This is a genomic window from Psychrobacter sp. JCM 18900 (genome assembly GCF_904846625.1).
In the GTDB taxonomy this organism is placed as follows: domain Bacteria; phylum Pseudomonadota; class Gammaproteobacteria; order Pseudomonadales; family Moraxellaceae; genus Psychrobacter.
Genome location: NZ_CAJHBL010000002.1, coordinates 470,216 through 482,252, shown reverse-complemented (window position 1 = coordinate 482,252; position 12,037 = coordinate 470,216). Strand labels below are relative to the sequence as shown.

Sequence of the window (12,037 nt, the reverse complement as noted above, 5' to 3'; positions counted from 1 at the left end):
GTTCCTCAAGTCAAAAAAATAAAAGGCCAAGCGTATACGCAGGCAATACTATTGTTGTAATAATCTGTTTCTGTATTTTACAAAAAAAACAGCCAACAATAACATAGCATTGTTGGCTGTTTGTATCTTAAGCTCGCTGCAGCCTTACGTCTCAGCTAACACTAATACGATGTAAATCTACAAAAGTGAAGCGTCTTACGGAACGATCTAGTTTACTCGATAGTTCGGTGCTTCTTTAGTGATTTGCACATCATGCACATGTGACTCTTTCATACCCGCTGAGGTTACTTTGATAAACTGCGGATTGGTACGCATATCTTCAATCGTGGCAGAACCAGTATAACCCATTGATGAACGTAAGCCACCAACCAACTGATTAACGATACCCGCAACTGGTCCTTTATAAGGAACACGGCCTTCGATACCTTCTGGTACTAGCTTCTCTACGCCGTCTTTTGCATCTTGGAAGTAGCGGTCTGAAGAACCGTTTGATCCTGACATCGCACCCAAACTACCCATACCGCGATAAGCTTTATAGTAGCGACCTTGGAACAGCTCAACTTCACCTGGTGCTTCTTCAGTACCAGCCATGAGTGAACCAACCATGATGCACGATGCACCAGCAGCGATTGCTTTTGCCATGTCACCTGAATAACGAATACCACCGTCAGCAATCAATGGAATGCTGTCTTTTAAAGCACTAGCAACATTATCAATGGCTGAGATTTGTGGTACACCGATACCTGCAATAATACGCGTGGTACAGATAGAACCAGGGCCGATACCTACTTTTACTGCATCAGCACCTGCGTCACGTAAAGCAATTGCAGCTTCACCTGTTGCGATGTTGCCACCGATTACTTGTACATGCGGATAGTTTTTCTTGATCCAAGATACTTTATCGATCACGCCTTTTGAGTGACCGTGCGCAGTATCAACGACGATAACGTCGACATCAGCGGCGATTAATGCTTCAACGCGTGCTTGCGTGTCTGCACCTGTACCAACAGCTGCGCCAACACGTAAGCGACCTTGCTCGTCTTTACACGCGTTTGGATTGTTTTCAGCTTTGGCAAAGTCATTAACAGTAATCAAACCACGTAGACGGAAGTTATCGTCAATAACGATGACTTTTTCGATGCGGTGCTCATGCAATAGTCTTTTGATATTCTCGTTGCTTTCACCTTCATGTACAGTTACTAGCTGCTCTTTAGGTGTCATAATCTGACTAACTGGCAACGATAAATTGGTCTCAAAACGCCAATCTCTATGAGTAACAATACCCACAACGTTATCTGTGCCTTTTTCGACCACAGGCACACCTGAGATATTGTTATCTTGCGTCAAACGCAGCAATTCACCAATCGTCATCTCTGGATGTACAGTGATAGGATCAACAACGGTACCCGCTTCAAATTTTTTGACACGGCGTACTTGGGTGGCCTGCTTTTCGATGTCCATGCTCTTATGCAAAATACCCATGCCACCAAGCTGTGCCATAGTGATAGCCATTTCAGACTCAGTCACAGTATCCATCGCCGCAGAGATTAGCGGAAGATTAAGTGTGATGTTTTTGGTCAAACGAGTAGACAGATCAGCAGTTTTTGGCAGAACTTCAGAATAGGCTGGTAATAATAAAACGTCATCAAAGGTTAAGGCTTCATCGACAATTCGCAACATACAGACCCCTAGTGGTGGTTATTTTGATGGGTAGGAGCTCAGGGTTAAGCGTATCAATCATTGCAGCTGCAAGCACAGTGCCGACTCATCGCCAACCACTCAGTTATCCTATAAAAATAACGCCACATTATAACAAATAAGCGCCTCGCTGACACACTATATTTGTCAGATTATTTTACACAAGTGCGTCTTTATCGATGTCAGTCATATCTCAAACCATTAATAGCTCCCTTTTGAAAACAATCCGGCTCGCAAGGCTCATCGCTATTCCCAATTTCTAGTCGTCTTTTGTTAACGTAAAACGCTCTGTAGGTAGATACTTGTTTTGCTGTGCATGCAAATAACCAAGCATTTGCTCCCGTATCTCACAGGCCAGTGTCCATGCCTCTATAGGCCCTACCGATGAAACAGCGCCGCGCAGTTGAATGGTATTCTCAGTCACGTCCACCACGTACATTTCAGGTTCTGTTTTATTATCCCAAAGCTTATTGTCCTTGACCATCGATATAAATGCCTCTCGGATAGCGTCGATATCTGCGCCATAATCAATATACAAAAACACAGGACAGGTCTGATGTACTTCCGTATGCGACCAGTTCTCCACTCGTTCAGTGATTAGCTCACGCATCGGCACGATCAAACGACGCTCATCCCATGTTTTTAACACGGCATACGTATAACGCAGGTCTTCGACCGTACTAAAATTACCATCCACTATCACACTATCACCAATCCGTACTGGCTGCGTCACTGCTACCTGTACACCAGCGATGATATTCCCCAATATTGGCTGTGCCGCAATACCGATAACCACACCTGCAATACCCGCTGAAGTCAGTAATGTCTTGCCAAGGCCTTCCATATTGGCGAATTCACTAAGACCTATCCAGAAACTTCCCAAAATCATCGCGAAAATAAACACACGACGGAATATCGATACATAAGTACGGCGACGACGTTCTTTATCAAAATGCTCTGCAGCTAGATTCTCAATCTGCATGTCTTGATAGCGATTGGCAAAAAAGTTAATGATACGAATGCCTAACCACATGGTACTAAATACCAGTCCAATCCAAATCAATGGACGAGTAGATGAGGCGACTGCATCTAAATAAGGAAAGCCACCAGAAACCAAGGTAAAAACGAGTGAAAAACTAATTGTGAAGGTTAATGGTACTGTCAGTTTGCTAACCAAATCTGCGACGCCGTTGGTACTGCCAACATACATGCTGTATTTTTCTTCATCGATATAATGATTGATGATTTTTGCAGTACCTTTACTCAGTAGCCAACCCATACCCATGGTTAATAAAAAGAACAATATCAGCGCTGAGAATTCCCATAGCGCAATCCCAAAAAACTTTAGCTTTAACCAAGTGGGCAAATAACGCTCAAACTCAGCTGGATGATACTGCTCATAGAGATTATCAATATTGCCTACTGTCTGCGCCGAAAACACCCAAACAGGGGCTTGATCCCCTACCCGCACTCGCTGCAAATAGATAGGGACACGGCGCTCGCGATAATCAACATAGCCAAGCTGAATAGAGCGTCTAGCAATACCCATGACACTGCTATTATTACCAAGCGGTGGTTCAATTAAGCCATCGGGGCGATCTGGCATATCGTCGAATACATAGAGCTCTTTTTCAGACAATAAGAAATCCAGTCGCTTTGTGAGATCAAGCGCACGGCTACGTTGACTTTTTTCATCAATCAAGTTCATGTTTAGCGCGTAAGCGGCCAAATCATACTGCTGCTTCATTAACGCTGATTGAAAAAACTCTAAGGCTGCAAGCGGCGTTTCTAAATTAGGTGGCTCAGATAACGGCGGCAACCCAGCATTTAGCTTATCGAGTATATAGTAGCTCTCACTATATTCTCCGGTCAGTGCCGTATCACCTTGTAGCCTGCCTGCCTGCTCTACTGCGTTACGCTCAGTAGGATCGAAGATCTCTTCAGTAATACCAGAAATACTGACACTTTCATCTTTAAGTGCATTGACTTGCTGTGCGGCATATTCAGTAAAACTATCAGGCTTACTAGGCGTTTGTTTTTCCGGCTCGCTCGTACTCTGTCCATTTTCACTATTTGCTGCATAAACAGGTGAATAGATGACACTTATAGCGACAATCAAAAAGCCCAACAATACTTGCAGCACATGACTTTTAAAACGACTTTTCTCTACATCTACTTGATGATTATCATCTGAGCGCAAAACGGCACAATGATTGTCCATAGGGTTGTGTTTAAGAGTATTCATGTTTTCAAAGCCATCAGTCTACAAAAGGAAAGTATAAAAAATATATCGGTGCTGCTTTAACCTAATTCAGTAAGCAAAAAAAAGCCAGCCTAAAGCTGACTTAATTTATTACGAGATTTGTAGCTATTTACCCTATAAACGGCAAAAATTATTTTAAGCGCGGCGCCATGTCGTGCCAGCACGGCTATCTTCGAGCTCAATACCAGCCTCTTTTAGTTGCTCACGTATCTCATCAGCACGAGCAAAGTTTTTGTTGGCTTTAGACTCTGCACGTTCGATGATTAAATTATCAATAACGGCATCCGTTAGACCATCTTCTGCCTGATCACCAGTCACTGCTTGCAAAAACTGCTGCACTGGCTGCTGTAAAATATTTAATACTTGCGCCAATGCTTTTAGTTGCTGGGCTAATTGCCATGCGGTATCGACGTCTTCCGCTTTGATTGCTTTATTGATATCACGTGCCAATCCGAATAAGACGCTGATAGCCGTCGAGCTATTAAAATCGTCATTCATCGCCTTGATGAAGTCTTGACCAACCGCGCTATTATAAGCTTCAGTCACTAAGTCTTCATTGATTACGATTGTTTGTCCTTTTTGCTGCTCAGCCAATTTTAGTGCATTATACAGTCTGCTTAGGCTATTATGCGCTTCATCTAATGCGCTATCAGAGAAGTTAACTTGGCTGCGGTAATGGCTCGATAATAAGAAAAAACGCACCGTTTCAGGTAAGTACTTCGCCATGACATCGCGAATGGTAAAAAAGTTGCCTAATGATTTAGACATTTTTTCGCCATCGACATTGATAAAACCAACATGCATCCAGTTGCGTGCATACTCACAACCAGTTGCTGCCTCAGACTGCGCGATTTCGTTTTCATGATGCGGGAACTGTAAGTCATGACCACCGCCATGAATATCAAAGGTGCTACCCAAGCACTTAGTCGACATCGCTGAACATTCAATATGCCAGCCTGGACGCCCTTGACCCCATGGCGATGCCCACTGCGGCTCGTCAGGTTTTGCCGCTTTCCATAGTACAAAGTCAAATGGATTGCGTTTATCATTCTCAACTTCGACTCGCGAACCTGCCTGCATATCGTCCAGATTGCGCTTAGATAATTTACCATAACCGTCAAAGCTATCAACAGCATAGTAGACGTCACCGTTGTCGCCTGCATACGCATAGTTGCCAGTGACTAACGTCTCAATCATATTCTGCATATCATCGATATGATCGGTCGCACGTGGCTCAGCATTTGGCATCTCACAACCAAGGGCTGTTGCGTCTTCATGCATCGCTTCAATAAAACGCTGCGTCAATGTACCAATCTCTTCACCGTTTTCAGCGGCACGGGCAATGATTTTATCATCGATATCAGTGATATTACGTACATAGTTCACGTCGTAACCCAAACGTACCAACCAACGAACGGCCATATCAAAACCGACCATCACTCGCGCATGACCAATATGACAATAGTCATAAACGGTCATGCCGCATACATACATACCAACCTGCCCTGATTTAAGTGGTACAAACTGACGTTTTCTGCCAGTCAATGAATCGTAAATGGCAAGTTGGGACATCGCATCTGCAAGTGGTGTGGTCATAGTAAAAAAGCCTTGTAACGTGAATAAAATAGAGAAATGGGAAATCTCAGCCGCCGTGTATGAATAAGCCATACCAACGACTGTAACTATAAATCCAGAAAATAAAAAATTCAGACCAAAAACGTCGTGATATAAAACGTAACCCATTATCTTAGCGAAAACAGGCGTAAAATACTACAATGAGCGTGCAACTAACGCTATTCAATCATAAAAACCGTTAAGGATGTAGAGATGGGCAATCGCTTAAGCAAAATATACACACGTACTGGAGATGACGGCAGCACTGGTATGGCTGATGGCAGCCGCCTTAGTAAAGCGGACGATCTATTTAGCGTCATGGGTGACATCGACGAACTCAATTCGCATGTTGGCTTGGTACGTGCGCAACTAAAGCACAATAAAGGGCAATCTATAGAGAAAGAGTTCTCTGAAGCCTTGGTCATCATTCAGCACTTGTTATTCAATATAGGCGGCGAGCTTGCTATGCCAGAGTATGAAGGGGTTAATGCCACTCATATTGAATGGTTAGAGCAGCAAATAGATATGATGAATGCCACATTGCTACCGCTAAAAGACTTTATTTTGCCGACAGGTTCTATATTGGTCAGTCAGTTACACGTGGCGCGTAGTGTGTGCCGCCGCGCTGAACGTCAAGCTGTGATATTGCAACAGCAGCGTCCACAAGCGATTCGTCGTACTGCTGTCAGCTTTATCAATCGCTTATCCGATTGGCTGTTTGTTGCTGCACGCTTTTGTACAGATCCAGAAAAAATCTCTGAGGTGTTGTGGGACAGTCAAGCCTTGAAAACGTTCACTGACAGTCAATAATACAAACTAAGTATTTAGCAATAAATACTTAAACACTTAAACACTAAAAACCCCGCGACATAATTGTTGCGGGGTTTTTATTATTGAGCGATAGCAATTCAGCTTACTAGAAATCGCTATCTCTTACTACAATGATAAATTAATAAGTCGCGCTGTTGTCTTCAATGATAACCATATCGATGGTTTCATCTTTAGGTACGGCTTTTGGCGTGGCAGGCTTACTAGGCTCAACAGCAGCTGCTTGAGTGTTTGCAGTCGAACTGCTCTGACTTTCAGCAGGCTTATTGATGGTTGGCGGCGGCGTAGGTTCAGTTGGACGAATTGGCTCAACTGGCGTTACAGTTCGTGGCTGACGGATTGGGGCTGTTTGAGTCGTATCGTTGTTCTGCGTTGCACGGCGCTCAGCAGCACGTTGGGCACGTTGCTCATCCATTGCAGTTTTAAATACAGAACCTGCCATTACATCTGCAACAACAGTAATCAAAGCAGGCTGACCCGCAATACGCGTACGCACTTGACCGCCTTGAGTCCCGACGATGTAAGTAAACGCGTCATCAACGAGCATATTGTTATTGATACGGATATTGTCTTGCGCTAAACGCGATTGTAGACTTGGCTGATTATTGGCCGCTTGTACCTGACTGGCTTGATACAAGTCTTCACTGGGTAGCGTCATGCTGACACTGGCTTGACAAGTGGTCATGCCGTTCTCATTGGCTTGTTGCAAGATGGCAGCGTTTTGGACATCAATGACAACGCCATTGGTTTTTTCGCTAACCACACCATTGGCTAAACTGATTTCAGCATCATTTGCATAGTTGGCAGCCAATGACTGTGCTTGTTGATTGAGCGTATTTTTTAGAGCTGACTTAAGGCGATCTTGCACCATAGGATCATCACAGCTGATCGCAGGTGCAACGCTATTTTCAGCGTCGACAGTCTCTTGTTCTGTTAGCTCTGCCTGCTCAGTAGTGTCTTCTTTATCTGAGCGATCACAGCCTGCAAGCGCCAAACCACATACCAATCCAATCCCAGCAACTTTATGCCACTTGCTCAAACTTATATTTGCTACGCTCATACTAACTCTACTCCCAATTTACAGGTTCGTACCGCCACTGACTGACAGTGTTCAACATTCAAATGCAACGCTAGCTGCTACAGATATGAAAACCACATCATTATACGGTGTTTAAATCAAATGGTCATTAGTGTATCCCATGGATATACAAATAGTGCCCCTCACTATGGAAAAAACCTGCGTTTGGTTGCAAAAACATAACAAACATTCGCAGATTTGGACTCTAAAAAGTCATATTTAAAAAAGTACGGATTGCATCGCAGTTTTTGTTAGACGTCATGGATATGACGCTATATGATTGGGCATAAAAATCATCGATAATTGGTGCATATGATAAATTTTAGAGATACGTTGTTATTAGGTCATCGAGGCGCACGCGGTGAGGCGTTAGAAAATACCTTTTCAGGCTTTCAATACTCTCAAGACCTCAAGTCAAGAGGCTTAGCAGGCGTAGAATTTGATATACAACTAAACGCTGACGGTCACTTAATCGTATTCCACGATGACGATCTAGAGCGTATGTGCGGTCGGCAATCACGTATTGACCAGTTAAAACTGACTGAGATTCAATGCCAGTTGCAGTTTGGTCAACCTATTATGACATTGGCAAGCATAGCACCTGCGCTTAGTGGGTTTAACGTTATTGAGCTTGAAATTAAGACGCATAGCCGTACCAACTACGCAGTATTGATTGCAGCGCTTCGGCAGGCATTTATTGATACACCTCTTGCCAGCTTACCAGTTGTATTGACGAGCTTCGATGTCGAGCTACACAACCGTTTGCAACGTCACAAACTATTATCTCATATGCCTCGCGGCTTGCTTATTCGTACGCCAGAAGCGTTGGCAAGCGCAACCAATACCGCATTGCAACTCGGTTGTATTCAACTGGGTATTCATTATCCGCTTTTGACCCAAGCTGTCATCAAGCATAGCCACCGTTACGGATTGCCAGTAAGTGCTTGGACGGTTAATGATATTCCCACCATTGAACAGCTCATAAAATGGGAAACCGATGTCATCATTACGGATTTTCCAAGTCATTTGCTGTTGCCTTAACTGACTTAACTGTACTTTTTTGATATTTAATCACTTTTTCGATAAACGCATTCTTTCCTACATATCTACCCTCATTGTTACACTTCTCCTTCATGTCTGATAAGTCACTCGTATTTTTGACCAATACATTCTATAATCCATACAAGTTATTGTTATTTAGCAATATTTTTATAGTGTATAAGTGTTCACTTTACACGCATTTTAAGGTACTATGGTGGCTTAAATTAATACCGTTAGGGATATTATATGATTGCAAAAAAAGCACTTGGCTTACCGCTTAAAGGCTTACGTTTCGCTATCAAATCTGGTGACACGCTTGTAAAAACCGCCAGCACTCAAGTAACGCGTTTTAAAACTCGTTTTGATGAGAAAAAAGCGCAAATGGCGCTTGATGAGCAGCCTGTTGCCAAACGCAATTATGCTAAAGCTTCTGAGCAAGCGGATCTTTCTGCGCAAGAGCAAAGCATTGATATGCGCGAGTTTGAATTTACCAAAGCACCGATCAACTGGATTCCGGCAACTATTTTGGTGGCGACGCCGATTGCTGCTGCTATCATTACGCCATGGTACTTGTTCACTCATGAAGTGAGCGCACCTGTTTGGGGTGTATTTGGTGCCTTTATGGTATGGACTGGTATCAGTATTACGGCAGGTTACCATCGTCTAATGGCGCATCGTGCTTATAAAGCGCATCCAATTGTCAGAAACTTTTTATTGCTTGGTTCTACCCTAGCGGTACAGGGTTCTGCGTTTGATTGGGTTTCTGGTCACCGTACTCACCATCGTCATGTAGATGATCGTTTGGATGATCCGTATTCAGCACAGCGTGGATTTTGGTTCAGTCATATTGGCTGGATGCTACGTAACTACCCTAGCGGCAAGTTCGACTACAAAAACATTCCTGATTTGACTAAAGATAGAGTCTTACAGATTCAGCATAAATACTACGGTCTATGGGTAGTTGCCATGAACGTTGGTATGGTTGCCGCTATCGGTTGGTTGCTTGGTGATGTTTGGGGTACGTTGGTTATCGCAGGCCTACTACGTTTGGTATTGACGCATCACTTTACGTTCTTTATCAACTCGTTCTGCCATATGTTTGGTACACGTCCTTATACAGATACCAACAGTGCTCGTGATAACTTCTTCTTGGCTATCTTTACGTGGGGTGAGGGTTATCATAACTATCATCACTTCTTCCAATACGACTATCGTAATGGCGTGAAATGGTGGCAATATGACCCAACCAAATGGTTAATCGCTGGTTTATCAAAACTTGGTTTGACTTCTGAGTTGCGTACCGTTGATGATACGACTATCAAGCATGCAGAAGTACAAATGCAGTTTAAGAAAGCTCAGCAGCAAATCGATACAGCAGCAGTAAGCGGCATTGATCTTCCTCATGCGATGAAGAGTTTCCAAGACCGTATTAAGTTTGAATATGATGCCTTTACGCAGACTGTTGAAGAATGGCAAGCACTAAAAGCAAAAACTATCGAGCTTAAGAAGACAGAGTTTGCTGATCGTTTGCATGAAGTTGATGATAAGTTAAAGCATGATTATGCCAAAATCGAACAGAAAATCCTTGAGCATAACAGCAATCTAAAAACCGCTTTCCGCTCTATTGGCGCGAATGAAAAAGCGGCTTAATTAACCTTTGATTTGTTTTATAATTTTGAAGCTTCTCCATCCCCCTATCCGTCCTAGATAGGGGGATTTTTTTGCTTATAATTTATTGCTTATGTCATTTTAGCTACTTCTAATGACCTTATTATCATAATAAATGGTCAAATACTTTGGCTGAACCATTGCTTTCTCTAATCCAAAAACAATAACCATCTCATCCATCATATTCAGTTAATTAAAGACCGATAATTTTGTTTTTTGGTCAGATATTACAAGAGACGGACAGAGTGCAACGATGCCATATGAGAGCTATGCTATAGTGACATTCTCACTTTTATATTTTAATGGAAACGGCCTGTATGCGTTATCAAAACACTTACGTCAACCTAGACACGCGCCTTTATCATGAGCAGCCACCGACGCCACTAGACAATCCTCGTGTCGGTCACTTCAACACTCAAGTTGCTCAGCAGTTAGGCTGGACAAACGACGAGGACCTGATGACCAATTGGGTTGAGATATTGGGCGGTCAATACGTGCCAGCTGACTTTAAACCATTATCGATGGCCTATGCCGGTCACCAATTTGGACAATGGGCTGGGCAATTGGGCGACGGACGCGGCTTGCTAATGGCGCAGGTACTCGATAATGATGGACAGCCACAAGACTTGCATCTTAAAGGTGCTGGTTTGACGCCCTACTCACGCATGGGTGATGGACGCGCAGTATTACGTAGTACTATTCGCGAGTACCTGTGCGGTCATGCATTGACCCAGCTTGGCATCCCTTCGTCTAACGCTTTGGGGTTTGTGGTATCTGATACGAGAGTGCGCCGTGAGCGTATCGAAGCAGGTGCAGCGTTGATGCGTGTGGCAGACAGTCATATTCGTCTCGGTCATGTCGAATGGATTGCCAGCTTTGCCCCTGATGTACTGGGTGAGTTCACCGACTATATGATTGACACTTATTATCCAGAATGCCGCGATAGCGAAACGCCTGTCTTGGCTTTCTTGACCGCAGTGGTCGAGCGTACGGCGCGTATGATTGCTGATTGGCAATTGATTGGCTTTGCTCATGGTGTGATGAACACTGATAACTTATCTATCACAGGCAGTACTTTAGACTTCGGGCCGTTTGGCTTTATGGAGCGCTTTAATCCTGCATGGATTAATAATCACTCAGACCATACGGGTCGCTATGCTTATCAGAATCAGCCTGCTATCGGGCATTGGAACCTAAACGTTTGGCTGCCACACTTTATGCGTCTAGAAGGCGTCACTCGTGAGACGCTTGCTGATTGCTTAGCACCTTATGAAGCAACCTTTATGCAGCACTATCAGCAAGGTCTGTGCCGCAAGCTTGGCCTACCGCATCAAAGAGAAAGCCTCAGTTTGGCCTTTGAATGGTTAACACTATTAGAAGACAATTTGCTCGATTATACCAATAGCTTCCGCGCCCTACTCGGTTTGGTCGCACCAGCAGATCATCCTTATGAGCAAAAGCTGCTGGCTACTATGACCACTGAATTAAGCGCTGATGCGCAGCAAGTATGGCAAGACTGGTCAACACGTTATCTGGCACAGATTGAGCAGCTGCCAATTGAGCAGGTAGTTAACGACATGCAGACAAATAACCCTATCTACGTCCTTCGTAATAGCATGGCGCAGCGAGCAATTACTGCCGCAGAGCAAGGCCAGTTTGAAGAAGTTGACCGGGTATTCCGTTTACTAGCCAACCCTTATAGCGTGCAAGATATTGCTAATGATTTAGATAGCAGTGCGCCCGCGCCTGATACACCGCAGATGCCTATTAGTTGCTCATCTTAGTAGTTGCTTGTCTTAGCACCTTTCAATTCTGTAATATTTTGAAACATTATGAAATTAAGGTTG

General features: G+C 43.7%; 8 protein-coding genes. 4 read left to right on the top strand and 4 right to left on the bottom strand.

Annotated features, from left to right (window positions below; genetic code table 11):
• Window positions 1–207: 207 nt before the first annotated feature.
• The 3 genes from guaB to cysS form a co-directional block, all read right to left on the bottom strand.
• On the bottom strand, window positions 208–1,680 hold the full coding sequence (gene guaB / locus JMX96_RS04925) for an IMP dehydrogenase (protein WP_057760534.1): 1,473 nt from the start codon (window positions 1,678–1,680) through the stop codon (window positions 208–210).
• A 277-nt stretch (window positions 1,681–1,957) separates the two neighbouring features.
• Complete coding sequence (locus JMX96_RS04920; protein WP_227676921.1) at window positions 1,958–3,943, bottom strand: mechanosensitive ion channel family protein; 1,986 nt, start codon at window positions 3,941–3,943, stop codon at window positions 1,958–1,960.
• Between the two features lie 153 nt (window positions 3,944–4,096).
• Window positions 4,097–5,557 carry a cysteine--tRNA ligase gene (cysS, locus tag JMX96_RS04915; protein WP_201567707.1) on the bottom strand — a complete coding sequence of 487 codons (1,461 nt, stop codon included), beginning with the start codon at window positions 5,555–5,557 and terminating at the stop codon, window positions 4,097–4,099.
• 231 nt (window positions 5,558–5,788) lie between these two features.
• On the opposite strand from cysS, the gene JMX96_RS04910 reads away from it, so the two are divergent.
• Entirely contained in the window at window positions 5,789–6,385 is a 597-nt protein-coding gene (locus tag JMX96_RS04910) for a cob(I)yrinic acid a,c-diamide adenosyltransferase (protein ID WP_201567705.1), read from the top strand.
• 139 nt (window positions 6,386–6,524) lie between these two features.
• Here the strand turns inward: JMX96_RS04910 and JMX96_RS04905 are convergent, their stop codons facing one another.
• Window positions 6,525–7,463, bottom strand: coding sequence for a hypothetical protein (locus JMX96_RS04905; RefSeq protein WP_201567697.1), 939 nt, complete (start codon window positions 7,461–7,463; stop codon window positions 6,525–6,527).
• Between the two features lie 330 nt (window positions 7,464–7,793).
• On the opposite strand from JMX96_RS04905, the gene JMX96_RS04900 reads away from it, so the two are divergent.
• The 3 genes from JMX96_RS04900 (at window position 7,794) to JMX96_RS04890 (ending at window position 11,974) form a co-directional block, all read left to right on the top strand.
• Window positions 7,794–8,522 carry a glycerophosphodiester phosphodiesterase gene (locus JMX96_RS04900; protein ID WP_201567688.1) on the top strand — a complete coding sequence of 243 codons (729 nt, stop codon included), beginning with the start codon at window positions 7,794–7,796 and terminating at the stop codon, window positions 8,520–8,522.
• A 471-nt stretch (window positions 8,523–8,993) separates the two neighbouring features.
• Window positions 8,994–10,172 carry an acyl-CoA desaturase gene (locus JMX96_RS04895; RefSeq protein ID WP_201568041.1) on the top strand — a complete coding sequence of 393 codons (1,179 nt, stop codon included), beginning with the start codon at window positions 8,994–8,996 and terminating at the stop codon, window positions 10,170–10,172.
• A 335-nt stretch (window positions 10,173–10,507) separates the two neighbouring features.
• The gene (locus tag JMX96_RS04890; protein ID WP_201567686.1) at window positions 10,508–11,974 is read left to right on the top strand and encodes a protein adenylyltransferase SelO; all 1,467 of its coding nucleotides are present in this window, start codon (window positions 10,508–10,510) and stop codon (window positions 11,972–11,974) included.
• Window positions 11,975–12,037: the final 63 nt, after the last annotated feature.

Excerpts from the sequence above, each read along its gene's own strand:
- guaB (WP_057760534.1), bottom strand. The coding sequence starts at position 1,680 with ATGTTGCGAATTGTCGATGAAGCCTTAACCTTTGATGACGTTTTATTA.
- JMX96_RS04920 (WP_227676921.1), bottom strand. The coding sequence starts at position 3,943 with ATGAATACTCTTAAACACAACCCTATGGACAATCATTGTGCCGTTTTG.
- cysS (WP_201567707.1), bottom strand. The coding sequence starts at position 5,557 with ATGACCACACCACTTGCAGATGCGATGTCCCAACTTGCCATTTACGAT.
- JMX96_RS04910 (WP_201567705.1), top strand. The coding sequence starts at position 5,789 with ATGGGCAATCGCTTAAGCAAAATATACACACGTACTGGAGATGACGGC.
- JMX96_RS04905 (WP_201567697.1), bottom strand. The coding sequence starts at position 7,463 with ATGAGCGTAGCAAATATAAGTTTGAGCAAGTGGCATAAAGTTGCTGGG.
- JMX96_RS04900 (WP_201567688.1), top strand. The coding sequence starts at position 7,794 with ATGATAAATTTTAGAGATACGTTGTTATTAGGTCATCGAGGCGCACGC.
- JMX96_RS04895 (WP_201568041.1), top strand. The coding sequence starts at position 8,994 with ATGCGCGAGTTTGAATTTACCAAAGCACCGATCAACTGGATTCCGGCA.
- JMX96_RS04890 (WP_201567686.1), top strand. The coding sequence starts at position 10,508 with ATGCGTTATCAAAACACTTACGTCAACCTAGACACGCGCCTTTATCAT.